This is a genomic window from Thioalkalivibrio nitratireducens DSM 14787, from assembly GCF_000321415.2.
GTDB lineage: Bacteria > Pseudomonadota > Gammaproteobacteria > Ectothiorhodospirales > Ectothiorhodospiraceae > Thioalkalivibrio > Thioalkalivibrio nitratireducens.
This window is the reverse complement of the sequence record NC_019902.2, coordinates 639,078-664,050: the sequence shown is the minus strand read 5'-3', so window position 1 is coordinate 664,050 and position 24,973 is coordinate 639,078. Positions and strand designations below refer to the sequence as shown.

The window sequence follows — 24,973 nt, the reverse complement described above, 5'->3', positions numbered from 1 at the left end:
AATCCCGGATCTCAAGTCCTCGGAGCGCCGGCACGCCATGCTTCGGCCAGGGTTTTCAGGTGTGCGGCGTCGCCTTCGAGATCCTCGAAGGCGAAGGGGTTCAGGAACTGTCGGCCCCGGAGCAACGTCCGATCGACCGCACCGAGATCGGCGTCGTCACAGGTGCCGCTCCAGTGTTCGACGATCGCCCTCACCTGCCGGCCGACCAGATCGATCGCCTCGTCGCGCGAAAGCAGAAAATGCCGGGCCGCGTGCAGGCAGGCGGAGATCCGGCTCAGGCGTTCCGCTCCCGTGATGAGCATCGCCTGCGAGGCCTCGTTGCCGGTACGATTCTGCGGACAGAGGTCGAACGCAGGCGTCAGGCGCAGCGACTGGCCGTCCCAGAATGCGGCGTGATTGCGCGCATGGTCGTCGGTATTGCCGCACAGGATATTGAACACGAGCCGGCCGAAGAGCTCCCGGAGGGTGGCGGAGGCGTCGGCAAAACGATGGCGCACGCGTTCCGCGAGGTCCTCGTAGCTCGCGTAGCGCGCCATCATCTCGTCGAGTTCCAGCAGCGTGAGTGCCGACACCATCAGCCTGCGCTGCCATCCGTCCGACGCAAGCACACGGTCGAAGCGCTCGATGAGCAGCACGTCCTTGTTCAGCGAGCGGTCCAGCGCCACCGTCGCCACGTTCAGCCCGGCCCGAGCGGCCAACCGCATCGCGACGAACTCCGCCTTCACCACCGGAAAGAGGTCGCTCGCGGAGGAAAACTTGGCGATGTACTTTTTCCCTTCACCCGCGATCTGGGCCTTTGGCCGGGCGCCACCAAGCGACGTACCGTGCTGCAACGCCTGAGCCAGTTCCTCGCTGAGCGGCAGTCCGTGCTCGACGCGCTCAGCGGCTTCCTGCAGTTGTTCGAGCGACGCCGGATCTGCTTCCCTGGGTACGTATTCCGTGGGCGAGTGCTGGAAATCCAGCGCTCCCGCGCGGTCGGAGCCGGATTCCAGGAGATACGTGAGTTCGTCGAGCTGGCCCGTATCGGCACTCGCCCCACGGACCCCGAGCATCCGGTTCACGATCACCCGGCGACCCCAGGCATCCGGAGACGCGTCCCGGATGCAACCCGGCATGCTCAACCCGGAACGCAAGGGAAGCACCCCGGGCCGCAGCGGCAATTCCGGTTCGTAGAGCGCAATCGCGTCATCCCGAGCGAGATAGCGCTGGCCGTAATGGAACAGGAGCCGGCTCCCCTCCGCGGTGAGTTTACCGGCCACCACCGGTTCGACTGCGCCGGGCAGCCACACCCAGACGAAGGCTTCCTTAAGCAGACTTTCAGAACGCATCGTCCACCGGCTTTCCCGATTTGCGCACGGCCGCGGGCAACAGGGCGAGCTTCTCATCGGCGCGGGCGGTGTGCCGGGCAAGCGATTCCCGGTCCGCTTCGAACAGGACCACGCCGACCAGGGCGGCGACCTCGAAGACCAGGCCGATGGCGACCGTCAGTTCCGCCTTCTCGATCTTCTGAAGCGTTGCCCGCGAGATGCCCGCGCGGTCGGCCAGTTCCTGCTCAGTCCATCGGCGTTCCAGGCGGCCGAGCCGAATCCTGTGCCCGAGCAACGTCGCCGCCTCGCGCGCATACCGGGAAAAGGTTCGCTCCTTTCGGCTCATCACGTTACGCCCCGATTGCCTATTTAACTAGTCACGAAAGATCTTGTTGCCTATTTTAGCAGTCATTTCGTGAAGGCGCCCACCCGCTGCGTCTTGCGCAGGTTGCCGGCCGAGGGCAGCCAGTACCCCAGCGTGCGCACCCGCTCGCTGCCGGTCTTGAATCCCGTGGGGGCCGGAATCGGCGTGAGTCCCGCGCGCTCGAAGTGGCGCACAGCGCGCCGCCAGTGCGAGGCCGACGTCACCAGGACGAAGTGCGCCTCGGTCCCCAGCAGATCCCGCACCGCGTACGCCTCTTGCGCGGTATCGACCGGGGTGTCCAACACCCCGCTGCGCGTGGCGGGCACCCCGAGTGCCTGCTTCAGGGTGGCGAGCATGGATCAGAATCCGGTCGGATCGAGGAATCAGGTACAAAGAAAGGGCCGGCGGCATGTATGCAACGCATCGATGCCGCCGGCCCCTGTGGGCCGATCCCTATGCTATTCTGTGTGCCTGTGTGCACAGGATAAAAGATCATGAAGAACATCACATTGTCGGCCGAAGAAAGGTTGATCGAGAGGGCAAGGGCCGAGGCGGCCCGCCGTGGCAAGAGTCTGAACCAGTTGATTCGCGAATACCTCGAGGAACTTGCCGGGCAGCACGAACCGAGCCAAGAGTTCGAACGTCTGCGCGAATTGAGCCGGTTATCGCAGGGCCGGCGCGGCGACTGGCGCTTCAACCGTAACGAAGTGCATGAGCGCTCGTAGCTTTTTCGATACCAACCTACTGGTCTACACCGACGACCTGGATGCGCCGGAAAAGCAGGATCGCGCCTTGTCGCTGTGGCAGGAGCATAGAAGCCAGGGGCGTGCGGTGATCTCGATCCAGGTGCTGCAGGAGTATTTCTGGGCCGCAACCCGCAAGCTGGGTGTCGACCCCGGTATTGCGACCGAAAAGCTGATGTTGTTTGCTCGCGCCGATGTGATGACGCCTCGGACCGATGACGTGGTATCGGCGGCGCGGTTGTCTATCGAACACCAGCTTTCTTTCTGGGACGCGATGATCGTGCAGATGGCGATCCAGGCCGATTGTGCCGTCCTGTTCTCCGAAGACATGCAGGCAGGGCGTCGGTTTGCCGGCGTAGAGATCGTCAACCCCTTCGTGGCTGGGCCAGGTAAGCCCTGACCCTGCTCGCAAACGCTACTCGGGCTTGCAATCGGAAAAGGTAGCGACGCCGAAGAATTCCGCGGACGCCAGGAGTGCCTGATCGAGGGTCAGCAAGGGCGCTTCGCTGGCCTCGGCGCAGGCCAGATGCAGGGCGTCCAGCGTCCTCAGGCGGGTATGACGCGTGAGCAGCCAGTGCATAGCTCGCGCAAACACGCCGGGGTCCAGCGCCACGAGGCGATAACGCCCCTCGCGAACGTCTTCGTGAAACGCCGACTCGATCCGGTTGGCCTGGGCTTCGTCCAGTTCCTCCATGCGGACCCACCGGGCCAGTGCCGAAGCAAACTCCACACGCACCAGGTCACTAATGACGGGTGGCTGGCGCTGCACGAGCAAGAGCTGCTCGATGGTGTCGCTGGCGGGTTCGCTGCGGTAAAACGGCAGGACCGCGCTGGTGTCCGCGTAGAACATCAGTAGCGTTCGCTATCCCGCAGTGTGCGGACCGTATCGACGGCCGTCTCCCGCATGGCCGGCAGGCTCTGCCGCAAGTCCGCACGGGAACGAAACCTCGGGGGATCGCCCAGAGGACGCACCACGCGCGCGACGGGCCGACCCCGACGCAGGATGCTGACCTCCTCGCCCCGCTCCACGGCTTTCAGGATGCGGGAAAGCTGTTCGCGCGCGTCGCGGACGCTGACTTCTTTCATGTGGCCCCCGGACCCAATGTGTACGCATCATGTGTACACAAAAACCCTCGTCAAGGCAAGCCAAGAGGATCCTGCTCGCCGGTGACGTGCCTGCCCGCGCTGGTTTATGGACAGGAAGCAGGCGCGGCTGAGGTGAGTGCGCAACCTAAGCCCGTTCGCGTGCAAGGCACACTCTTACACGGCCAGCCCCCCTTACCCGTCATCGCGAGGGCCAAAGGCCCGTGGCGCTCCAGCGACGCATGGCCCGAGGCGCGCGGCATGAAACCGCCCGAAAAAGGCGATTTCGGCGCTCGACGCTATGGGGCGGCTCGAATCCGCGCGTGAGCGGTTTCCACAAAAAGGCTGGCTTGCTCGACGAGAACCTTCGCTTGTTCCAGACTGACCTTATCGCCGGTGTAATCGGCAATCTGCCGAGTTTCATGGGCCCGGTTCAGGGATCTTCCCATCTCCACCGGAAGAGTTCCTCCCTTCACGAGATGCAGACTGAAAGCCGAGATCAGGCCACTATGGGTCTTGGCGAGCGCTGGATCGATATCTGGAACAAGCTCGATCAAGGCCGCCTTGGCCGCGTCGAACATAGCGAAATAGGCGCGATTGCACGCTCCGTCGATGTCGCCGGAACCCAGCAGCAATCTGGCGGACTCCAACGCGCGGACCGCTTTGCTCATCAGCGCTTCCGGTGTCATATCCGCACCCCTTCACGGCTGATGTTCCGCAACAGAGCCGGGTTCATGAATGCCTCCGGATGCCTCCATTCCTCTTCCCAGATCGGCAACGGCTGGATCAGAACCCCCGTGTCCAGCAGCACGTCATAAGCCACGTCCGCCATAGCCAGCTTGGTGTCGAGGAAGGGGCCTTTCGCCCCATGGAGAACAACCGCGACATCGGCATCACTGTCCTGGCGGTGCTCATGTCGGGCACGGCTCCCGTAGACCACCGCCCAAGCCACATCAAAACGACCCGCCAACCGATCCACGAAGGCACGTACGGCGTGGTCGGTCACGGGGTCGAGCTCAGTTGGTTTCATGACTCGGGCCACGCTCCATCATAAGGGCACCAAAACCAGCCGTACGCAGGGCCTGCTGAATCAGGGCCGTCTAACCGATCCGACGTCGCCCGGAGATCTGCAAAAAAAACCAGCGACGCCCGGAAACCTTTATCCTGTAGCTGTCGCAACTCCATCTGCCGGCGATAAAACGCCCAATCCGCACGCATGCCCACAAACCCATTAAGGTAAGCATCCTTACCTTACGCTACTACGCACCCACATAGCAGGCAAACACAACAGCTTACGATTACCCTCTCCCGCGAAAACCACCCCCTGCAGGAGCTTGCCTGCAAGCGAACGCCCGCGCAGCGGGCGCACCACCCCCCTACAACCCGCGCCGGTGATCGAGCTCCAGCGCCCGCAGCCCCAGGTACTCGTACACCGCACGCTCGGTCTTGCGCAGCGCATCCGAGGACGGCACCCAGTACGAGAGCCGCACCGGCCGACCGCGCCCGGTCAGGTAGTGCGTCGGCGATGCAATGGGTGAAAGCCCCGCGCGCTCGAAATGCCGCACCGAGCGCGGCATGTGCGAGGCCGACGTCACCCGGAAGAAGCGCTCGCCGTCCGCCAGTACATCGAAGAGCAGCGGACGCCACACTAGAAAACCCAGGACGGCTTCGCCGTCCGCGCGATCCTTCCCCACCCTGATCGGCGGGGCTTGCCGCGCACCGGGTCATCCATGGTTGGTCAGAAAATCGTCGGGGGTGAGCCCGATATCCTTGATGATCTGCCGCAGCAACGGTGTGGAGATGTCCCGGCCGGCGTGGAATGGCACCGTTGTCGCTCTTCCATCCGGATGCCTGAATTGCTTATGCGAACCTCTTTGGCGAACCTCGACGAAACCGAGCCGCAAAAGGATTGCAACGACTTCGCGAGGTTTAAGAACGGGAAGATTGCCCACCGCTCAGGCAACTGCGATCTGTTGAACTCCCACGAACTCGGATTCCAACTGCGGCTCGCCGTCCTCCAGCAGCATCTCGATGACTTCCTTAAGGTTGCTTTGTAACTCGTCCAACGTTTCCGCCTGACTGTGCGCACCAGGGAATCCGGGAATGAAGCCCACGTAATACCCGGTCAGCGGGCAGCGTTCGACGACTGCAGAGTACTGTCTCATGATCAAGCCTCCAGGTTTTGGACGGGCGACGACAGTCCCCAGTGCCCTGACAGGAGTGTGGATGCATAGTATCAAACAGGTCGACGGTGCGCCGCCGAATGGCCGCCGGGTCGGGCCCCGTCTTGAATCCCGTCGGCGCCGGAATCGGTTCAAGCCCCGCGCGCTCGAAATGCCGCACCGCGCGCCGCAGGTGCGAGGCCGACGTCACCCGGAAGAAGCGCTCGCCGTCCAAGAGCACCGCCTGCACCGCGTACGCCTCCTGCGCGGTATCGACCGGGGTATCCAGCACCACGATGCGCGCGGGATCCACGCCCAGCGCCTGCGCCGCCTGCGCGTAGCCGAGCGCCACCGGCAGACGACCGGCATCCCGGCTCGCGCCGCTGACCCGCAAGCGTGCCTCTGGCAGCGCCTCGAGGGAGCGGTCGGCGTCCCGCCGCCGGAACCGGGCGAGCCGCTTACCTGGCCCCTGGCGCCGAGTCGGACCGGGGTCGCACGGGATCGACTTCAGGCTGACCGGATGGCGTCCCGGGGGCAAGAGATGGCCCGCGGGTCTTGAAGTCGATCCCCTGTCGGGTAAAGGTGAGCCGGCCGACCACCCCTTCTTCCTGCGCCAAGTCGCGGATGACCGCGGCGACCTCATCGCTGGCCGTCACGATGGCGCGCTCCCATCCGCGATCGCGAATCGCCGAGCAAAGGGCCGCGCCGATTTGCCGGGCGCTCGCGGCCTGCGGCGGCGCGATCACCATCTGGCCGTCGTGCTGCTCCTGCAACAGCGCTTCGTACCGGGTCTCGATCGGCGTGCGCAGCGCCTGCAGGAAATCGAAGTCCAGGTAGGGGCCGCCCGCATACGCCACCCTCGGCCAGGCCTGTTCCGCGTCTTCGAGCGCCTGCTTCACCCGCTGCAGCCGCTCCAGTTCCCGCGTCTGGTCCTCCAGGTCCCTTGCGGCCTTCGCGGCCTTGTCCTCGGCCAGCTTCTGTTTCGCGCGGGCGTTCTTCATGGCCTTGGAGATGGCGGCGACCGTATACAACGGGCGCATTTCGGTCTGGGGAAAGCCCATCGACCGGCCGGTGACGACCTCGACTTCCTGGGGCGCCGGCAGCTCCACGTCAGCCATCGCCTTTTCGAGCGCATCCAACTCGGCCCGTTTCGCTGCGACCTGGGCGCGTACGGCCTCCAGTTCACGTGGCAGATCCCGGTGCAATTCGCGCACGCTGCGATGAATGGTCTTCGAGTAGTCCTCGCCGTCCTGGATTCGCTCCGCGAGGTACTTGCCGCGGGTAATCCCGAGGTCGGCGTAGGCCGTGGCGACGGTATCCTGAAGACCTGAACACGTACCCTTGGTCAGCTTGGTCGAGAGCGGCTTGCCGTCGTGGCCGTAGCCATCCAGAACAAAGTGTGCGTGCAGAACCGCTTCATCGCGGTGCACGACCAGACCGACGAGCGTCGTGCCCAGCGCGGCGGCGACCGCCTCGGCCGCCTTCTTGAACCGCCGATCCTGATCTTCCTTGGCCAGGGATTCGATTTCGGGCTGCGCTTTCGCGGAAAAACCCAGGAGGCCCTTGAGCGCGACGATGCCATCTTTCCGGATGCTGCGCGCCTTCCGCCTCAGGTCGGTCCGTGACTGCCGGCGCGTCAGGCACTTCGAGGCCATCGTGCGGGCATTGGGCGCCTTGATCAGATAGGAGTTGTCCTTGCTGCGGAGCGGGTCCACATAATCGGGCATCTCGCCGGATCGGAGATCGTGCGCGCGCTGGCCGCCATGTGCCGAACGGGTCGCGGTTTCCAACCGGATCGAGACATACTTCGACATAATCGAGGCCCTCGGGTGGGGGTCCAGAGGGCGCACCCCTCGGCTGAGAGACCTTGGCGAGCGCCCAAGATTGACCTTAACGTCTAGTAAATTAGATGTTAAGGTCTATACCTTCCAAGAGCAAGCCTGCCGCACAGCGCACCGCTGCGCACGCAACCCACGGCGCCTACAGCGTCCGCGCCATCCTTCCCCGCACGTGAACGGCGGGGCTTGTCGCGCATCGGGTCAGCGGTCCCGGTGATCCCACTCCAGCGCCCACAGCCCGAGCATCTCGTACACCGCGCGCTCGGTCTTACGCAGGTTTCCGGCCGACGGCAACCAGTACCTCAGCCGGTCCGGGCCATCGCGCCCCGTCAGGTAATGCGACGGCGAGGCAATCGGTGCGAGCCCCGCCCGCTCGAAATGCCGCACCGCGCGCCGCATGTGCGAGGCCGACGTCACCAGAAAGAAGCGCTCGCCGTTCGCGAGCACCGCCCGCACCGCGTACGCCTCCTGCGCGGTATCGACCGGGGTGTCCAGCACCACGATGCGCGCGGGATCCACGCCAAGTGCCTGCGCCGCCTGTGCATAGCCCAGCGCCACCGGCAGGCGCGTCGCGTCCCGGCTCGCGCCGCTCACCAGCAGGCGCGCCTCTGGCAGGGCCTCGAGCAGGCGCAGGCCTTCCACTAGGCGGTGCACCGCACTGTCGTTGAGCCGCACCGAGGCCGGCGCCTCCAGCTCCGGATCCCACCCCGCCCCGAGCACCACCACCGCGGTGGCGTCCCCGTGATCGCGCGGATCCGACACCGGGGGATAGGCCCCCTCCAGCGGCGCCAGCAGCCGGTTCGCGACCGGGGCCCAGGACGACAGGAAGACCAGCAGCAGGCCCAGCACCAGCAGCAGGCGCCCGAGCCCGCGCCGGCCGAGCGACCACAGGAGCGCGGCCAGCAGGACGAGGAGCGTCGCCAGCGCCAGGGGTGCTGCGAGGGCGCCGACGAGGGGTTTGAGGGTGTCGAGCATCAGGTTAGTTGAAGATCAATCGCTGGAAACGCGCGACGACCGAATGTTGTAACTCGGGGCCTATCGATTCGCGCTCTTGCAAGTGCGTGATTACGGCGCCGGCATTCGCCAGCGCCTCGAGCACGGATCGCTGAATGCCCTCCCCGAGGACGAACGGAAGCATCAAGAACCGGCACGCGACGACACCTACAATCCGCCGGGCGTTCTTCGGCAGGTCCGGCCATGCCCAACCCAGCGCGTGTTCGTGTTTCAGGCGAGGCTGACCGGGCACGGCTTCCAACGCCCCGCCTTGCCATACGCGCCGCGCCCAGCTCTCGCAGAATCCAACGCGGAGGCTTTGTTGGCGGCAGCGCCGGCACTGCCTTTTTTTTGTTGCCCGCCTGCTGAATTAAATGAGCCACGCGCATTAGTGACCCGCTTCGCTCGCAATGACAGGGCCTTTTGTTCAGCACTTCCCTAGTCGTCTGCGCCCCCCGAGAACAGCGGGATTTGAAGCGGTGGCAGTCGCGCTTTGCCGATCAGGTCGAAGACATGCTGACGCCAGAACGGCCACACGTTATGCACTGCATTCAGATTGCTGAAGGCATGCAGGGCTTCATCGGATACGTCGGCGACAAGCTCGTAGATCACCATGTACTCGGCTTCCACGCCAAAATAGATGGTGGGTTCGTCCTTGCTGGCATCGTCCACGACCCGTTCTCCGAGTGCGACCACGACCTGAAGCCTTTTTCCGGCGGTTTCCTCGCTCCCCAATGCCGTGACGCGATAGCTCACGCCGCGCTTATGCTGTTGAACAGCCGCCAATTCTTCCGCTTCCGGAAACGGCTCTCCATGAAAGAAGTGGGATTCATACAGCACGATGTCATTCAGGCGAAGGCCTGCGATGGCCTGCTGAAGCAGAGTGGAATCTGCCGTGCTCACGCCGCGCGATCCTGGGTCCACTCGGCAAGGCTCACGACCACAAATCCGTCGGAACGCTGTAAACGCCCATGCCGCGCCGGATCCTGCAGACGAACCGGATCCCCACCCACGTATTCACCGCGCTTGGGCGCCACGGATCCAAACGACTCTGCTGGCGGTGAGGCCAACTCTTGCAGCAAAGCAGGATAGCGGCCAACCAATCGCAAAAGCCGATCCATCGCAACGCTCTGGATAACTTCCCCGCGTTCGTACTTGGAAAACGCGTTCGCGCCTCCCCCGAAGAGCGCAGACGCATCACGTTGCCTCAGCCCTAAATGCTCGCGCAAGCGCCGGATCTGTGTCCCGGTGAGCAGCCCATCCGCTTCACGACGCGCATCGGAGATCCGCGTGTGGTTGCGACGAATCTGATCCTCAAACACTGGATCCGCTCCGCACTCCGCACACAGGTAGCCCTCCAGATCGTCCACCACCAGATTCTTGCCCTGATGCTGGAACGTATCACTATAGCGGTGCGGCTGTAGCGCCCCGCTTTCGCATACGGGGCAAATCAAATAGGTTTCGGTCATTAGCGTTCTCTGTGAAAGGAGGCCAATACGACCACCAGGCAATTCGGTCCAAGCTTCAGCTTCACGTAGAGTTCGTCCACGGCATCCGCAGGACCGGCATAGCGCACATGGTAGACATCAAACCAGGGTCCGGACGCCTCGTACTGCTCGGAGCGATGGAAGTGACACTCGTTCAACGAGGCAAGGCATCGGTGCACGTCCTCCGGTCGGTAGCCCAGATTCTCCACATCCCGCTGCACTGTTTTGCTCTGGTACTGGATGCGGCCTGCATTGGCAAGCTCGATTACACGAGATAATGCATAACTTGGTGCATCCCGGCGCGCGCTCGCGAATCGATCGTTTCTCACCATTATGGTTACCGGCTACGGAACGTCAAGTGGTTTGGGAAAAAACAGGGAAACAGCCAGGTCCGCCTTGTTGACTCCGGCCTCTTCAATTTCCTGCCAGAGTGCCTCGGTCACCCGGGTAATGAGACGTTCCTGGGCGACCAGCCGGGCGTTCTCCGGGCTTTCGACGGCCCAACGGTCCAGAAAATCTGGTCATGCCCGCTGCTCCTCGATTGTTCGCCAGTTCTGGATCACGCCCCCCTCCGGGGCTCGCAGTGACGGAGGGAGTACAGGCTCCTCGCAGTCGGTGACGGGCCCATAACCCCAAACCCTACCCCTCCCGAACAATCTCCCCCTGCGGATCCCGCTCGCGGATACGCGCCACCTGCGCTTCACGGCACACCCAAACGCGCTTCTCCGCGAGTTCCAGCATCGGGAGGTCGCTCACCGCATCCGCCCAGGCCTCCACGAAGCGCGGCGGGGCCGGCTTCGTGTCGGCCCAGGCACGAATCTGCGGCACTTTCGCGGCCCCGTAGCAGCCCGCACCGTCGACCACTCCGGTGAAGCGCCCGTGGCGTGCCGCGAAGCGCGTGCCCAGCACCGTCACCGGGAAATCCCGCAGCGCTTCGCGCACTGCGGGTTCTGCCGAGGCGGTCACCACCAGCACGGTGTGCCCGGCCGCGGCGCGCTCGTGCATCAGTGCCGCGAGCTCGGGCCGAATCAGCGGCAGCACGTCGTGGCGGTAGCGCCGCAGACTCGGCCGCACCTGTTCGTCGGACAACCCCCGCAGCAGTCCACCCACGCAGCGGTCCTTGGCGTGCTGCATCGATTCTTCAGCCCCACCCACCGCTAGGCGCAACAGTGGTCCCAGCACCGAGAAGACCCGCCACGGCCGCGCCCGGAGAAGTGCGAACACCAACACCCGCAACGTCAGGTCGCTCGATTCAGAACCGTGCAGGGCGACCCAGGGGAACTTGCGGATTCAATCGCCTGCGGGAGGAACCCCGCGAGCACCGCGATGAGACCGTTGCGGTGTGAGCGTCTCACCCCATAGCCGTGCTAGATATTCCCGGAAACGCCGACTCCCCCACCAACTCCCCCTCCTCGCGTTCCAGAAACGCCAACACCCGTTCCGGGTCTGCCGTGTCGGTCGGAAGGTTCAGGATGGCAGCGGCCGCCTTTCGGGCGACCGGAAAATGGTCGGCGTCCAGCCCCCAGGGGGAGAGATCGCCCTCCACGGGGTGCAGCATCGAACAGAACCAATCGCCGAGCTGGACCTTCGCGTGTTCCGCCCGCTCTAGGAAGGCCGCGCGGTCCCGCACGAACACCGGAAACTTCAGGAAGCCGTGGTCGGGAAGAACCTCATCCGGGTAGTTGAAATAGCCGCGCGCGCACATCCATTCGTTGTACCGCAGCCCGTTCTCGCGGCGTCTAGCGGAAAGCGCGTCAAGCTTGGCAAGGGCTCTCAGGCCCACCGCCGCCTGCACCGCCGCCGCTCCTCGGAAATAGGCCTCCGGCATCTCGGTCGACGACACCTCGCCCCCGGTGGAGGAGCCGAGCACGAGTCCGCGGCGACTCAACGCACGGTATGCCCGCAGCGCCGGCCAGTAGGTCGTATCGTTCACGAGTGCGCTCTTCACCCGCACGAGAAGACCCAGCATCGCCGCCTGCCGCCGGCCCGGGCGAATCAGTTCCCTGTTCACGGCTTCAAGCCGCTCCCGCAAAACAGGGTCCTTGACCACTGCGAATCCCCCGAGCCCGGTCGAGAACGGTTTGTTCCACTGCGTCGAATAGAAGGCCGCGTCGCTCCAGGTCCCGTTGGGCCGCCCCCCGAATGTCCCGCCGAAGCCGTGCGTGCAGTCTTCGATCGTGCGGATTCCCCGCTCCCGCGCGAATGCCGCGATCCGGTCCACCTCCGTCGATAAGCCGAAGGTATTCTGCACAAGGATCACCTTGGTTTGTTCCGTGACCGCCGCCTCGATCGCCTCGAGGCTTGGATTCAGCGTTTTCGCGTCGATGTCGACGTATCTCGCCGTTGCACCGGCATAGAGCACCGCATTGGGCACCACGACGCAGGTGAAGGCTGGCATCACCACCTCGTCGCCCTCTCCCACCTGCATGGCCTTAAGCAGGGCGTAGAGGGCCACCCTGCCTTTCCAATAAAGGAATACACTCTCTGGGCCCGAATCCAAACGCCGCGCCACGGCTGCTCTAAATTGAACCTCTGAGCTCATTACACTACCCCATGCTCCAGATCTCAGCACTCCGTTTTACGGCTGAGATCTTGGCATACGTTCGTTTCCCAAATCATTTTCCTAAACGCTACTCGTCCGCCGCCTTCCCGTCAAAGTCTCAATCGCCTTCTGCCCGTCGCTTACCATCTTGCCGATTTCCGGCATGCCGTCGTAGACATTTCTTTCCACGGATATCTGAGACCTACTCGGATCGATGATCGACCGCGCGAACGACAGAATCTGCCCCTTTTCCTCCGCCAAGATGAACTCTAGAATCCTCTCGAGTTCCGCCTCGGGAGATGTTACAAACTCCTCGAACGACACATTTATGTAATCGACGCCTTCCTGCAATCGTCCCAACGCATCACAACTGTGCCGGACGCACTTAGCCCATTGCCTAGTGGCCACGTATTCGATCCCGTGTTCCGCTAGGTCACGGTCGATCCCCTTGTATCGAACTCCCCAGGAACCCGCATGCTTTTCGCCAAAGACATACTTCCTGGCGTAACTCTTCAGGTAACGCGTCAAGTAGGGCCAACCGTAGAGATAAGGGAACTCCCGAAGCTTTCTCGTCAACTCACTTCGGCTTTGCAGTTCAGACGACGTGGGCGGAGCCTCCCAACAGCGACGTGTACTCGACACCGCGGAATAGCCTCCCCTGTACAAATGTATGATCTTGCAGCCCGGGAAGACGCTTCTAACCACCGGGACCCGCAAACTATTCGACACCGTCTTTTCGACGATTCTTTTTGCGCGATCCCGCGCTCTAGCCCTATCAAAGAATTGCCGAATATATGCGACCTGCTTATCTGACAAGTCCTCCGGAACAAGCTCATCGTGATCGATACCCAAGTTACCGATCTTCCAAATGTAGTTGGCGTCGTATGGACACCCCCCAAACTCATTGGATGAACTCAGAATGCGACGTAGTAGCTTCGTACCCGAACGGGCTGCCGAGATAATGATTACGGGGGCACTCTTGGAGTTCTCGTCATGCACCATAAGATTCTTCAAATTGAATTAGAATTATCGTTGCCGCGCAACGAACGCACGGCAAAACAGGTCAATTACCTTGGTCGACGTCCTTCCCGAGCAACTTCTCGATCAGTCTTAGATATTCGGAAACTGCGTGCTGACGCCCATATTTCTGTCGATTTAATTCCAATGCCCGTTGCCCTTCGTTAGCCGCCAGAGTCGGATGATCGTAGTAGCGCCTGAGCACTGATGTCAGACTATCCGGACTGTTCAGCGGCACCACCGACCCAATCCTTTCCTCCTCAATCATCCGTGCGATTTCGCCCGTCGACTCGCCCTGATAAAGGATCGGGCGTCCTGCGCCAAGCGCCCCGTACGCCTTCGATGGCACGACCAACCCTTCGAATCCTGCGCGAAGCGAAAGGAAGTGCACATCGCCAAGGCTCAGGCTCTCGGCCAAACGCTCGGTAGGCTGGAACGGCAGAAGCCGGATATTCTTTAGATCGAACCGCTCCTGCCACCCGACCACTTCTCTGCGCCTCGGTCCATCGCCAATGAACACGAACACGAGATCCGGCAGTTCCCACAGCCTACGCGCCGTTTCGAGAATATCGTCCAGAAAATGCGAGACGCCCATGTTCCCGGAATAGAGGACCACGAACTTTCCCTCGAGTCCCAGCTCTTTTCGCAGGGCATTCCGCTCGTGCTCTACTGGCTGCACCTCTGCATCATTGACCCAGTTGGGTACAAGATGAAGGCGCTCCGAAGCGATGCCGTGCTGCTCCATACGCTCCCGCATACACCGTCCAATCACGATCACCGCGTCGGCACGCCGCAGAACACTCCGGGAAACATACGTAAGGAACCGAGTGGCTAACCCACCTGCTTTCAACAAACCATCGCGAACCGCAACGTCAGGGTATACGTCCATCACCAGGCAGCAATACGGCTGGCGCCGGAGCCAACGAAGCACGAGCCCCCAGAGAGAAAACAGCGGCGGCTGGGTCAGAAAGAAGTTCAACCGCGCCCGCGGACCAAACAAGGAAGATCCGGCAGCGCCGATCACGTAGGTCAACATCGCCCAGAGCTTTTGCGATCTCCCCAGTACGACACCGCGGCCCGCGCGAATACGCCGGATCCCCACACGGTCCGAACCGAGGCTTTCCTCGAGTGGCTTCCTTCCGGCCCGGTATTCCCGACTTGAAAGCACCACTTCCGCGTCCAGGCCTCGCGCAGACAGCAAGGGAATCAAGTCCCTGTAAAACGGCGAGACCGGCTCATAGGTATTAAAGAAGCGCACATCGGTCATTTGCACTCGCCCAATCGTCTTTGTCGGGGGACCGAGACTGAGAAATCACCCAAGGGCACCCGACTTGAAAAATTGGGTTCACTGTTACGCAAAATCATATCAGTAATATTTAGAAAGCGTTGATTTAATCATTGCGTGGGAATCGGCCAGAATGGAATCGTCGCTACCGACACCATCTGCGGATTCGTTCCAGCAGCGGCTCGACTTCGACCTGCCAGTTGTGACGGGCGATGAAACCCTCACGGCCTCGCTGACCCATAGCGCGGGCCTCCTGCGGGTTTCGATTTAGATACAGGATCGCCTCGGCGATCGCTTCGGGATCTTCGCAGTCCACCAGCAGGCCGCAGCGCTCGTGCTCGACGATCGGGCGGATCTCCCGCGCGTAGTCGGGCACGATCACCGGCAACCCTGCGGCCATGTACTCGAAGAGCCGATTCGGCAGGCTGGCGATGCCCCATTGCCGGTTGTAGGCAATGATGCCCGCGTCGCAAGCGCGCAGAATGCTCGGCATCTCGCTGTGGGGCACTCGGGCACGCAGGTTCATCATTGCGGAAGTGCGTGTCTGCTCGATGAGAGCGTGGTAGTCCTCGCGGGTCCACTCGGCTGCCCGAGGATTGTCGAACGCGTCGAACAACTCCAGTCGCAGATCGGGAGTTTGGCCGGCCGCAAGGCCCATCGCTCGGATCACCGCCGGGGTGCCATGAGCGACCGTCGAAAGCCCGTGAATGAGCGTGAATCGTTTGCGGAACGGTGGGCAGACTTCGGCCGGTTCACCCGCGGCGAAGTGGGCCGAAGCGCAATTCCGCAGGACCAAGGTCTCGTGGGCGGCGGACGCGTAAGGTGCGAGCACTTCGTCGCTGACACCGACCACTAAGTCGCAGCGGGCGCAGGTATGCAGAATCTGTTGCCGCACCAACGCGCCCGCCGGCAACAGCAGCGGTCGGGGCACCCATCGGCTAAGCATTTCGCGGTGGTAGACTTCATGGATATCGAACACCGCCTTCGCGCCGCTCCTACGCGCAAGCCGCACGGCAGCGGCAGCTGAGTCCGGCTCAACAGCGAAGTAGACGTCCACATCCGGCACGGTCGCCGCTAGTAGCCTCGCGCGGCGCGCGTGCGACAGACGACCGAGGCGCCCTCTGCCGCGCGGATAGTACTGGAAATCGACGCCATAGTCCTCGCCCGAGCGCGGCCGATAGGGACCGACCCACGTCACTCGAAAACCCGCCTCACGGAAGCTGCGGGCCTCCTTGTGCGTAACGCGTTTGTCGTCCGGTACATGTTCACAACAGACGATACAGACGTGGGGTGTTCGTGCCATATGGTTATTCTTTCCCTTCTAGCAGGAGGTCGACAATGCGCCGGGCCGCATCGCCGCAGCCGTAAAGCTCCGGGCGGGGTCGGTGGCGAGTCTCGCTCGTGCATTCAATGGCTTCGGCGATCCGTTCCGGATGCGCGTCGACGAGAGTGTTCCACCCGGCCGAGACCGTCTCGACCCATTCGGTCTCGGTCCGAAGGGTGATGCACGGCACGCCGTAGAAGTACGCCTCCTTCTGGATCCCGCCGGAATCGGTGAGTATGGCCCGCGCGTGGGCCTCAAGGTCCAACATCTCTAGATAGCCCACAGGCTCGATCAAATGGACACCAGGGTCGGGCTTCACACCGAACTCCGCCATCCGCGCCCGCGTGCGGGGGTGCAGCGGCAAAACAACCGGCGCCTCGCGGGCGGCAAGGGCCAGCCCGGCAAAGATACCCCGGAGGCGACTTGGGTCGTCGGTGTTTTCGGCGCGGTGACAGGTGGACAGGAAGTAGCCCCCAACCTCAAGCCCGAACCGCGCCCGAAGGCTGCGGGAGGCAGCCCGATCGCGGTAGAACAGTGCCACGTCATACATCACGTCGCCTACGAGATGTACGCCCTCGCGAATACCCTCTTGGCTGAGGTTGTCCACGGCCGCAGTCGTCGGGCAGAACAGTCGGTCCGACAAGTGATCCACCAGAACACGGTTGATTTCTTCGGGCATCCGGCGATTGAAGCTCCGCAGGCCGGCCTCGACGTGGGCGACCGGGCGGTGCAGTTTTGCGGCCGCCAAGCCGGCGGCGAGCGTGGAGTTCGTGTCGCCGTAGGTTAGCACCCAGTCGGGGCGGTGTTGTTCTATAAGAGGCTCGAGCTGCTCAAGCATCGCGCCGGTCATCCGGCCGTGCCCGCCGCCGCCAATTCCGAGGTTTATGTCTGCCCGGGGGATATCCAACTGTTCGAAAAAAAGTTCCGACATGTTCTGGTCGTAGTGCTGCCCGGTATGCACGAGCACGTGCCGGACCCGCTTTTCGGCGATCGCCGGCTCCAGCGCCCGGGCTACGGCCGCCGCCTTAATGAACTGCGGGCGAGCGCCCACGACTGTCAGAATACAGGTAGGCTTCGGGTTCATGCGGCCGCTTTACGAATGAACTGAAAGATATGAAACATGAGCAACCTCGTTCGAGATTTTGGTATACACAACTCGCATCGGCGTGATCCGCGCGAGATCACCGATGCGACGAAGTTTCTTTGCGCGAAAGTCTCGCCACACCCCGCAGCATCAGAAACTACAAGAGCCACGAAAAAATGAAAAAGACGACAAGAGCGATTGCCACGACCGCAATGACATTGGCACTTCTGGCACCGCCATACACCAGCGGCGCCCAAGAGCCCAGTGGGTTCACTAACCACGGAGTTGCAGCGGAAGTATCCCAATCCCGCGGCATTACCGCCACGGTAGATGGTGAAGGCCGCAGGATAGTCCTTGTCTGGCTGATGGACCACACTGGCACCCGGAGTAAGCTGATCATCGACGCGGAAACCGGAAAAACGCAGCAACTGGGTTTCGAGCGGCCGGTTCATGACTCACCGTTCTCTGTCCTCCACTCCACCCGGAACCGCTGGTACTCCCAGTTTGCCAACCGCTTCTACGAATTTGATCCCGAGACACGGAGCTTCAGTTTCATTGGCGAGACCCCGGAACCAAGCAGTCCCGGCGCCATGTCCATGCACGAGGATAAAGACGGCATCATCTGGGCAGGTCTTTTTCCCAACGCCAATCTCCTTAGCTTCGATCCAGCTACCCAAGAGTTGCTTGATCATGGGCGGATGAACGACGAGGCCTGGCCTCAGTACATGCGGTCAATGGCGATCGACGAGGCCGGCTGGGTCTATGTCGGTATCGGTACCACGCTTGGCCAGGTGGCAGGCTATAACCCCGCGACTAGAGAAGACCGGCGTTTCATCCCTGAGCAAGCAAGACAGCACGGCCGCGGGGAAGTGTTCTTGGGCGTAGACGGCAAGGTGTACGCCTCCGCACCTGGCTGGGGTTGGCACGTCTTGTACAACGGTGAGGCCACACCGGTGAGCAGCATGTCCGTAGCTCGTGCGCCCATGCGCACCGGCCACCAAGGCTCCATCTTCAGAGAATTCCCCGACGGCAGCAGGATCAGTAAGATCGATCTCGCCGACCGTATCCTGGTAATTGAGGAAACCGACGGCAAGAAACGCAGAGTACAGTTCGACTACAAGTCGGGCGGAGCGCTCGTCTACACGCTGACGAAGGGACCTGACGGCGCCATCTATGGGTCTACGGGCCATCCATTGCGCGTATTCCGCCACGAACCAACGACAGGGGCCATTTCACATTTTCCACTGCTAAGCGGCCACCTCAACCAGATGATCACTGTCGGGGACCTGATCTACGGTGCCGACTACTCCAGAGGCTATCTACTCCAGTACGACCCTAGCCGGGAGTGGAGCCCGGGGGCAGATGACGGCTCGAATCCGATCACCTTAGGTTCTGCAGCGCCGCACATCATCCGCCCCCACATCCTTCTAGCGCATCCGGATGAACGCCACGTCATCATGGGCGGCACCCCCGCCTACGGCCAAACCGGCGGCGGCCTATACATCTATGACACCGAGAAAAGGAAAGGTGTTCTGCTGTCCCATAAGGAACTCCTGGAGGACTTAAGCACCTTTTCAATGGTTGCTCTGCCCAGTGGCGACCTCGTAGGCGGAACCACCACTGCGCCTGGAACCGGCGGGGAGCGACGAGCCACCGAGGCTGAGCTTTACGTCTTTGATTGGAACAACCGAGAAGTGGTTTGGCGCCGACCCATCCTGCCTGGGGTCCAGAGCATCAACGACCTTGTCTTGGGCCCAGATGAATTGGTATACGGCATTGCGGCCGAATCGACGCTTTTCGTCTTTGATCCGCAAGCACGTCAGGTGATCCACACACAGTCCCTAGCCAAGTACGGCCCTCAAGCAGGCTCACAGGCAGCGCGCATCATGGCATTAGCACCAGACGGTCGGATCTACATACTCTTCCGACAGGCCATTGTCGCACTCACCCCCTCCACCCGTGTGCATCAAAAGCTGGCCGACAGCCCTGTTGCGATCAATGCCGGGTTTGTCTTTCGTGACAACAGCATTTACTTCACCAGTGCATCACACACTTGGAGCTATCAACTTCCATGAGCAGAGACTTAGACTCTCACTCTTCAACGTCAACCGAGCTGGACTAACCCTTGACTAATCATCGCGATCACCTTCCTACAATAGCCCTGTGCCGCTGGACGATCCCCTTTATATAAAATTCCCCCTTTGCCCGCCATCAGAACCCCCATTTTCCGCAACCCATGGAGATTTTCTGCGCCTCATTAGCAGAAGAAGCAATAACGCTAATCCAATTCCATGCGAAAACATGGAGCTAAACAGGTCGTCACTTATCAGTAGTGCTTGTGTTGGGACGGCGAGCACCGCAACGCTCATCCACAAGGGCATCCCGTTATGTTGGAAACTATCAAAAACCCTAAACAACAACCCGACTAGAACCCCATATAACACCATGCCACCAAAACCGCCGTGCATGTACCCTGTACTCAAGAAGGAGTTATTTGCAAACGCTCCGCTTCCGCCGAACTCCCCAATTAGACGTCCCGGAGCATCGGCATATGGATAATTCAAAAACAGCTCCAACACGCTATTGGACCAAAAAACCTTTGGATTATTCGAAAAGAATTCAAAATATAGAAATGTATTATTTGCGGGAATAAAAAATAGTCGATGAACAAACACAGACGCAGGCATTATCTGGTCGAACGCAAGAAAAACAACAAGTGACGATACTACGATTATTAACAAGGCGAGAGGTATTATGCTGAGCGCCGGACGGCTCCGCACCCAAACCCAAACAGACAAAATGATAAACGGAAAGAACAGAACAGCTTTATGACTTGATATACCAAACCACAAGACATGAAGCGCTACAACAGCCGCCGCAACCCACCACCATTTTTGCCAAAGCGCAAACGCAAGTAGGGCAGGCCCAAGTACCTTAGTTGCCCAAAGTATAAAGTACTGAAACCCGTGCGTGTAAAGCTGGTCCCGCACATCCGAGCGAAACTCGTACACAAGAGAAAAATCCAGGTTAAAATAAGCTAACCCGCCATTCACGATCATCCACGCAGTGGTTATCAAAGAGCCAAGTACGGTTATTGCAAGTACCAGATCTCTTCCAGAAGAAAAGTAAGGCATCCGTATGGCTCTTCCGCGGCGGAATATTAAGATGAGTAGGATTGTGACAAAAACGGTATACACCGGCCAACGAGGATGATTCGCTAACCCATAGAGCGACAGGAGAGGAATAATCGATAAACAAATGAGAGACACGATCATATAATCTGATGGACGGGTAAGCCTATTTGGAGAGAAACGGACTAAGGCAAAAAGAAGCACCCAGGATTCCAGAATCTTAGGAGCGCTGGGATCCCAACGGAAGCCAAGCGGCCAATAAGTTTCGCTGACGAACACAAAATAGCTGTACCCAAGAGATATTTTAAGAAGACTAATAAATGCGAGCAACGCAAAAGGTGAAAAGAGACTCGCTTGGAACTTAGCGGTGTATCGCATTCTTCCACCTGTCGTCGTCGGTTGGCGGCTAACAAGCACGATGTTGTTGCTAAGGGCCAAAAAAAGAAACAATTAAAAGTTTTCCGGAGAAAGCCGCCTTAATCAAAAATTGCTTCATACTTAAATACACCTCTTGAGAAACAAATCGCTCCGCATACGTAAAATCATGTGGTTACCGGGGCTGGGGTCAGTTCGAACCCGAACGCTTTGGCGCGACGCTTGAGTGCGGCGACGGTGCGCTGGCGCTGCTGTTCCTCGTAGTGTTCGCGGCCGCGATCCACGTAGTCCTCGCCCCGCGTGAGCATGAAGTACACCATGCGGGCCAGTTTGTGGGCGACCGCGGTGTTGGCCCTGGGCTTGTCCATCCGGGAGCACAGCCGACGGTAGAACGCGCCCAATGCCGAGTCGCTGCGGGCAAGCGCCATGGCGGCCATCTTCAACGCCTGGCGGGCCCGGTTGGCGGAGCGCTTCGTTCTGGAGGCAAGGACCTTGCCGCCGCTGATTTTGGTCCCCGGACTCAGCCCGAGCCAAGAACAGAAGTGTTTGACGTTGGCGAAATGGCTGAGGTCGGTGCCGATCTCCGACAACAGGTTCAGGACGTGGGTGATCCCCAAGCCATCGATCCGGGTCAGATCGACGCCGGCCCAGTTGGCCAGGGCTTGGCGCAAGTCAAACGTGGGGCTGTTCTTGCTCCGGGTCTTGGTCGTCTTCGGGAGCTTCTTGTCATGGCGTTGCAGGGGCTGCAGCAAGGCTTCCAGCGTGGTGTCGCATTCCTGGACCCGTCGCGCCAAATCGTCGTAGATCGCCAGCGCCTGTTGCAGCAGGAAGAGGTGCTCTTCGCGCCAGGTGCCGGTCAAGGCGCGTTGGATATCCTTGGCGCTGGCCTTCAGGCGCCGGGTGTGGTGGCGCGCAAGGACGGCTGGGTCCCGTTCGCCGGCGACGATGTCGCGCAGGATCGCTTGGCCAGTGACGCCCATGACGTCGGTGAGCACCTCCGTCAACTGGATGTTCATTTGCACCAGGGCCTTTTGCATCCGCTGCACCCAGCGCGCTTGCTCCCTAAGCAGGACATCGCGCTGGCGCACGATCGTGCGGATCACACGGACATCAGCCTCCGGTCGGAAGGCGGCGCGCAACAGGCCCAGACTCATCAGCTTCTGCAGCCACTGGCAGTCTTGGACATCACTCTTGCGCCCGGGTACGTACTTCATCTGTCGGGCATCCACCAGCCAGACGGCCAATCCACGCTGCTCCAGCACGTCATAGAGCGGAATCCAATAGACCCCGGTGGACTCCAGCGCGACCGTGTCCACCCCGCATTGCTGCAGCCAATCGGCCAGCGCATGCAGATCGTCGGTCATGGTGCCGAACTCCCGCACTGGCTCGTCGGCAGTATGCCGTGGTACCGCGACCCAGTGACTCGATGCCCCGACATCGATTCCCGCCGCGTTGGGAAACACCACCTCTGTTTGCCGCTTGCGCATCGCCATCCCCTGCTACACGGTTGTGGGTGAGTGGCGGTGCCATGGGAAACGTCGATTTCGACTCGATCTCTTGAACGGGATGCACATCGCTGCGCTCGCCACTGTCGCCGACGAATCCCGGACCATGCTGATTTGCGGGCTCGCACAAGCTCGCACCAATGGAAGTTCGGTCATCTCGGCACCGCCGCTCACTTTATACCGCAGCCCCGTTTCTCCATGAACGCCTGCCCCGGCAAGGGCCGGGGTTGGGAAGCTGATTAGCACGAAAGCTCCGCACGCCGTAATTCACGTTCCGGACGCCGGCGGCAGTTCACCACCGCAATGAGCAAGCGCTGCGGGAGCGTGGCCAGATCGAAGCGCCGGTTGAACCGGTAGGCAAACGCGGCCAGATAGCGGGCCGCATACTTGGAGAAGGCGAAGGCGTGGTAGGTCCCGCTCAGACTGGTCTTCAGATTGCCGAGTACGGTGTTGATCCACCGAAACTCCGGCAGGTCCTTCGGCTTGCGGCCGCCGACCACGGTGGGCTGGTGCGCGCAGTCCGCCATGCTGACCGCGTTGAAGCACGCCAGGCCGTCGGAATACACCGTGCAGCCGGGCGCCAGGTGTTGGCGCGACCAGTCCCACAGGGCTCGGAAGGTAAAGCCCGGAACCGGGGTCAGCTTCACTCGCAACGGGTGTTCGTCTTCGGTCAGCGACACTGCGGCCACGAACGGGACCTTGTTCTCCGACCCCCGGCCGGCCTTGCCGCCGCTACGTTCCCCGCCCAGGTAGGCATCGTCGATCTGCACCGCACCGTGCAATCGGTAGCGCTCTTCCCGCTCGCCCATCGCGGTCATCAGCTTGTGGTGGATGCGCCAGGCGGTCGGGTAACTGACCCCGAGTTGGCGCTTCAGGGCCAGTGCCGAGAGCCCGGTCTTGGCCTGGCTCAGCAGGTAGATGGCGAGAAACCACGTGGTCAGCGGCAGCTTGGTCGCCTCCATCACCGTACCGGCCGTCAGCGTGGTCTAGTGCCGGCAGGCCTTGCACTGAAACCGCTTCGCCCGGTCGTCCTGAATCACGCCGTGCGCGGCACTGCCGCAGCGCGGGCAGCGAAAGCCTTCCGGCCAGCGGGTCTGCTCCAGCGCTGCTGCGCACTGTCCCTCGGTGCCGTACTGGGCGATGAACTCCGGCATCGACATTCCCGGCTGAAACTGAATCCGATTCTGGGCCATGGTGCTCCTCTCCGATTACGCCCCCTTGGGCGGTGCCCTGTTCCGTGGGATGAAGGTGATGAGCCTCCATGAAGCCAGCTTTCAGCCATCGCCGCAGACGACGCGGATCGGTTGGGGTGTTGTTCAGCATCCAGTCGTGACTCAACTGGTCGAAACATGCCCGAATATCCCCTTCCAGAATCCACTGGGCGCTGTTCTTTTTCGCCAAGGCGTTGAAACAGCGGGCCATGGCATCCTGTGGGCTCCGCGCCCGTCGAAAGCCATACGAGCAGGGATCGGCCAAGGTCTCCGAGACGGGATCCAGCGCCAGCAGGTCCAGTGCCTGTTCGCACCGGTCTGCCTGGGTCGGAATCCCGAGCGCCCTGCGCTTGCCATTCTTCTTGGGGATGTAGATCCGTCGCAACGGTTGTGGCCTATAGTCTTTGCGGTTCAACTCTTGAGCCTGTTGCCACTTCGCGGCCGGGGTTTTCAGGACAGTGCCATCGACCCCCGCCGTGTTTCTCCCTCGGTTGGAAGTCACCCGCCGCACAGCCAAAAGCTTGGCGGCAAGCGATTTCCGCAGCAGACGTTGTGGACACCGCACGCGATGCCATCGGCCTGCTTGCACGGCCTTCACGATCCGGGCTTGAAGCCGGCTGACGCGTTGTTGCGCCGAAGTCCAATCGATGCTGGACCACTGCACTCCCGCGCCCGAGGGGCCTTCAATGACGCCAACAGCGTTCATCGTCCAAGAAACCTCGTCGGCAAAGCCTTTCTATGCCGTTCTCGTGATTCAAGACCCGCCGGAAGTGGGCACCCTCTCGGGTGGGGCAAAGCTCGAACCCCTATCCGCACGATTACCGTGCGGCATTCGCTTGCTCCGGCATCCCATACCTCGATCCGCGTCACCCGGCCTCGCAGCCAGGCTTCCGCTTCCCTGCGGGTGAATAGAGGCTTACCACGTTCCACGCATTCACCCATCCAGGAGGGCGCAGGTCCCGATTCTCCGCCGGCAGTCCGTGGTCTGCGTGGGGATACAGCACGACGCCCCAACATCGGTTCACATGCGTTGACCATGCCCTCCAACCCTAGCTTCTGGCCACGTTGCGGCTGGTAGCCGCCGGTTCCGCTCGCGCGATCCCGGCCCACCCGAAGGTGGAGACTACATTGTCCCGGACGCTTCGCACCCCGGCGTTGCCACCGGCGCACGGTCTGGTAGGGTACTGGTGGCAGAGCACCAGGTCGTCCCTGACAAATGAATGCGCGACCTCGTGTCGCACATGCTGAAAGAAGTTCAGGTGGCGCGAGGTCTTTTCCTGGAAGTCGTGTGCCGCGCACTGCGCCCCACACACCGGGCAGGCGTACTTCCGCCCACGATCACTGCGCACTGTCAGGTGCAGCTCATGCGGCTGCTTGTCGACATCGAAGCGCCGATCCACCAGTTGCCAGGGCGCTTGGATACCCATCCCGAAGAGCAGAATCTCGTTGCCGTCCAACGTTCTTCCTCACACCTGTTACCGTGCGTAAACTGGCTCAGGCCCGCAGGAGAATTCCACTCGGA

The 24,973-nt window shown here is 61.5% G+C and carries 29 protein-coding genes and 3 pseudogenes; 3 read left to right on the top strand and 29 right to left on the bottom strand.

Translation table 11 applies throughout. The features are described 5' to 3' along the window. Positions 1 to 11: 11 nt before the first annotated feature. From TVNIR_RS03360 to TVNIR_RS03350, 3 genes are all read right to left on the bottom strand, one after another. Positions 12 to 1,328 carry a type II toxin-antitoxin system HipA family toxin gene (locus TVNIR_RS03360; protein ID WP_015257567.1) on the bottom strand — a complete coding sequence of 439 codons (1,317 nt, stop codon included), beginning with the start codon at positions 1,326 to 1,328 and terminating at the stop codon, positions 12 to 14. Then, positions 1,318 to 1,653 (bottom strand): helix-turn-helix transcriptional regulator, encoded by a 336-nt coding sequence (locus TVNIR_RS03355; RefSeq protein WP_237251724.1) that lies wholly within the window; start codon positions 1,651 to 1,653, stop codon positions 1,318 to 1,320. Before TVNIR_RS03355 ends, TVNIR_RS03360 begins: the two co-directional genes overlap by 11 nt. A gap of 62 nt (positions 1,654 to 1,715) precedes the next feature. After that, positions 1,716 to 2,027, bottom strand: a complete 312-nt coding sequence (locus TVNIR_RS03350) for an ElyC/SanA/YdcF family protein (protein WP_015257565.1) — start codon at positions 2,025 to 2,027, stop codon at positions 1,716 to 1,718. A gap of 138 nt (positions 2,028 to 2,165) precedes the next feature. On the opposite strand from TVNIR_RS03350, the gene TVNIR_RS03345 reads away from it, so the two are divergent. Both TVNIR_RS03345 and TVNIR_RS03340 read left to right on the top strand, forming a co-directional pair. Beyond that, positions 2,166 to 2,396 (top strand): DUF6364 family protein, encoded by a 231-nt coding sequence (locus TVNIR_RS03345; protein ID WP_015257564.1) that lies wholly within the window; start codon positions 2,166 to 2,168, stop codon positions 2,394 to 2,396. Next, positions 2,383 to 2,814, top strand: a complete 432-nt coding sequence (locus tag TVNIR_RS03340; RefSeq protein ID WP_015257563.1) for a PIN domain-containing protein — start codon at positions 2,383 to 2,385, stop codon at positions 2,812 to 2,814. Before TVNIR_RS03345 ends, TVNIR_RS03340 begins: the two co-directional genes overlap by 14 nt. 15 nt (positions 2,815 to 2,829) lie before the next feature. Here TVNIR_RS03340 and TVNIR_RS03335 read toward each other — a convergent pair whose 3' ends face one another. The 21 genes and pseudogenes from TVNIR_RS03335 to wecB form a co-directional block, all read right to left on the bottom strand. Then, on the bottom strand, positions 2,830 to 3,264 hold the full coding sequence (locus tag TVNIR_RS03335; RefSeq protein ID WP_015257562.1) for a type II toxin-antitoxin system VapC family toxin: 435 nt from the start codon (positions 3,262 to 3,264) through the stop codon (positions 2,830 to 2,832). Continuing rightward, the gene (locus TVNIR_RS03330) at positions 3,264 to 3,500 is read right to left on the bottom strand and encodes a type II toxin-antitoxin system Phd/YefM family antitoxin (RefSeq protein WP_015257561.1); all 237 of its coding nucleotides are present in this window, start codon (positions 3,498 to 3,500) and stop codon (positions 3,264 to 3,266) included. Before TVNIR_RS03330 ends, TVNIR_RS03335 begins: the two co-directional genes overlap by 1 nt. 296 nt (positions 3,501 to 3,796) lie before the next feature. Further along, positions 3,797 to 4,168, bottom strand: coding sequence for a HEPN domain-containing protein (locus TVNIR_RS03325; RefSeq protein ID WP_237251723.1), 372 nt, complete (start codon positions 4,166 to 4,168; stop codon positions 3,797 to 3,799). Between the two features lie 14 nt (positions 4,169 to 4,182). Further along, positions 4,183 to 4,527, bottom strand: coding sequence for a nucleotidyltransferase domain-containing protein (locus TVNIR_RS03320; RefSeq protein ID WP_043739212.1), 345 nt, complete (start codon positions 4,525 to 4,527; stop codon positions 4,183 to 4,185). 346 nt (positions 4,528 to 4,873) lie between these two features. Then, the gene (locus TVNIR_RS03315) at positions 4,874 to 5,146 is read right to left on the bottom strand and encodes a YdcF family protein (protein WP_015257558.1); all 273 of its coding nucleotides are present in this window, start codon (positions 5,144 to 5,146) and stop codon (positions 4,874 to 4,876) included. 75 nt (positions 5,147 to 5,221) lie between these two features. Continuing rightward, positions 5,222 to 5,449, bottom strand: a complete 228-nt coding sequence (locus TVNIR_RS03310) for a type II toxin-antitoxin system HicA family toxin (protein ID WP_043739210.1) — start codon at positions 5,447 to 5,449, stop codon at positions 5,222 to 5,224. A gap of 3 nt (positions 5,450 to 5,452) precedes the next feature. Continuing rightward, positions 5,453 to 5,611 (bottom strand): type II toxin-antitoxin system HicB family antitoxin, encoded by a 159-nt coding sequence (locus tag TVNIR_RS03305; protein WP_237251722.1) that lies wholly within the window; start codon positions 5,609 to 5,611, stop codon positions 5,453 to 5,455. Next, the gene (locus TVNIR_RS21205; protein ID WP_418081241.1) at positions 5,538 to 6,197 is read right to left on the bottom strand and encodes an ElyC/SanA/YdcF family protein; all 660 of its coding nucleotides are present in this window, start codon (positions 6,195 to 6,197) and stop codon (positions 5,538 to 5,540) included. Before TVNIR_RS21205 ends, TVNIR_RS03305 begins: the two co-directional genes overlap by 74 nt. Further along, positions 6,118 to 7,473 carry a plasmid recombination protein gene (locus TVNIR_RS03300; RefSeq protein WP_015257555.1) on the bottom strand — a complete coding sequence of 452 codons (1,356 nt, stop codon included), beginning with the start codon at positions 7,471 to 7,473 and terminating at the stop codon, positions 6,118 to 6,120. Before TVNIR_RS03300 ends, TVNIR_RS21205 begins: the two co-directional genes overlap by 80 nt. Positions 7,474 to 7,698: 225 nt before the next feature. Then, positions 7,699 to 8,472 (bottom strand): ElyC/SanA/YdcF family protein, encoded by a 774-nt coding sequence (locus TVNIR_RS03295; RefSeq protein ID WP_015257554.1) that lies wholly within the window; start codon positions 8,470 to 8,472, stop codon positions 7,699 to 7,701. A 4-nt stretch (positions 8,473 to 8,476) separates the two neighbouring features. Then, positions 8,477 to 8,752 (bottom strand): hypothetical protein, encoded by a 276-nt coding sequence (locus TVNIR_RS20390; RefSeq protein WP_237251720.1) that lies wholly within the window; start codon positions 8,750 to 8,752, stop codon positions 8,477 to 8,479. 176 nt (positions 8,753 to 8,928) lie between these two features. Further along, positions 8,929 to 9,393 carry a protein-export chaperone SecB gene (locus TVNIR_RS19975; protein WP_169794285.1) on the bottom strand — a complete coding sequence of 155 codons (465 nt, stop codon included), beginning with the start codon at positions 9,391 to 9,393 and terminating at the stop codon, positions 8,929 to 8,931. Then, on the bottom strand, positions 9,390 to 9,959 hold the full coding sequence (locus TVNIR_RS03285; protein WP_043739204.1) for a type II toxin-antitoxin system MqsA family antitoxin: 570 nt from the start codon (positions 9,957 to 9,959) through the stop codon (positions 9,390 to 9,392). The genes TVNIR_RS19975 and TVNIR_RS03285 overlap by 4 nt, the downstream gene beginning before the upstream one ends. Next, on the bottom strand, positions 9,959 to 10,309 hold the full coding sequence (locus TVNIR_RS03280) for a type II toxin-antitoxin system MqsR family toxin (RefSeq protein ID WP_043739202.1): 351 nt from the start codon (positions 10,307 to 10,309) through the stop codon (positions 9,959 to 9,961). The genes TVNIR_RS03285 and TVNIR_RS03280 overlap by 1 nt, the downstream gene beginning before the upstream one ends. Positions 10,310 to 10,616: 307 nt before the next feature. Beyond that, entirely contained in the window at positions 10,617 to 11,159 is a 543-nt protein-coding gene (locus TVNIR_RS03275) for a haloacid dehalogenase-like hydrolase (RefSeq protein ID WP_237251843.1), read from the bottom strand. A gap of 169 nt (positions 11,160 to 11,328) precedes the next feature. Then, entirely contained in the window at positions 11,329 to 12,489 is a 1,161-nt protein-coding gene (locus TVNIR_RS03270) for a DegT/DnrJ/EryC1/StrS family aminotransferase (RefSeq protein ID WP_237251719.1), read from the bottom strand. A gap of 111 nt (positions 12,490 to 12,600) precedes the next feature. After that, complete coding sequence (locus tag TVNIR_RS20385) at positions 12,601 to 13,095, bottom strand: sulfotransferase (protein WP_237251718.1); 495 nt, start codon at positions 13,093 to 13,095, stop codon at positions 12,601 to 12,603. 36 nt (positions 13,096 to 13,131) lie between these two features. After that, positions 13,132 to 13,521, bottom strand: a pseudogene (locus tag TVNIR_RS21200) (sulfotransferase); the annotation flags it as partial. A 61-nt stretch (positions 13,522 to 13,582) separates the two neighbouring features. Next, positions 13,583 to 14,803, bottom strand: a complete 1,221-nt coding sequence (locus TVNIR_RS03260) for a glycosyltransferase family 4 protein (RefSeq protein ID WP_015257546.1) — start codon at positions 14,801 to 14,803, stop codon at positions 13,583 to 13,585. Positions 14,804 to 14,966: 163 nt separating this feature from the next. Next, positions 14,967 to 16,124 (bottom strand): glycosyltransferase, encoded by a 1,158-nt coding sequence (locus TVNIR_RS03255; RefSeq protein WP_015257545.1) that lies wholly within the window; start codon positions 16,122 to 16,124, stop codon positions 14,967 to 14,969. A gap of 4 nt (positions 16,125 to 16,128) precedes the next feature. Then, a complete protein-coding gene (wecB, locus tag TVNIR_RS03250) occupies positions 16,129 to 17,229 on the bottom strand; it encodes a non-hydrolyzing UDP-N-acetylglucosamine 2-epimerase (RefSeq protein WP_015257544.1) in 1,101 nt (366 codons plus the stop codon). Positions 17,230 to 17,348: 119 nt separating this feature from the next. Between wecB and TVNIR_RS03245 the strand changes: the two genes are divergently transcribed. After that, entirely contained in the window at positions 17,349 to 19,304 is a 1,956-nt protein-coding gene (locus TVNIR_RS03245; protein WP_015257543.1) for a hypothetical protein, read from the top strand. A gap of 108 nt (positions 19,305 to 19,412) precedes the next feature. Here TVNIR_RS03245 and TVNIR_RS19560 read toward each other — a convergent pair whose 3' ends face one another. From TVNIR_RS19560 to TVNIR_RS03230, 5 genes and pseudogenes are all read right to left on the bottom strand, one after another. Next, positions 19,413 to 20,738 carry a hypothetical protein gene (locus TVNIR_RS19560; protein ID WP_157092172.1) on the bottom strand — a complete coding sequence of 442 codons (1,326 nt, stop codon included), beginning with the start codon at positions 20,736 to 20,738 and terminating at the stop codon, positions 19,413 to 19,415. Positions 20,739 to 20,902: 164 nt separating this feature from the next. Beyond that, on the bottom strand, positions 20,903 to 22,228 hold the full coding sequence (locus TVNIR_RS03240; protein ID WP_015257541.1) for an IS110 family RNA-guided transposase: 1,326 nt from the start codon (positions 22,226 to 22,228) through the stop codon (positions 20,903 to 20,905). A gap of 251 nt (positions 22,229 to 22,479) precedes the next feature. Continuing rightward, positions 22,480 to 23,433, bottom strand: a pseudogene (locus TVNIR_RS03235) (IS1595 family transposase). Positions 23,434 to 23,458: 25 nt separating this feature from the next. Then, a pseudogene (locus TVNIR_RS18600) lies at positions 23,459 to 24,157 on the bottom strand (reverse transcriptase N-terminal domain-containing protein); the annotation flags it as partial. Positions 24,158 to 24,500: 343 nt separating this feature from the next. Then, a complete protein-coding gene (locus TVNIR_RS03230; protein ID WP_015257540.1) occupies positions 24,501 to 24,908 on the bottom strand; it encodes a hypothetical protein in 408 nt (135 codons plus the stop codon). Positions 24,909 to 24,973: the final 65 nt, after the last annotated feature.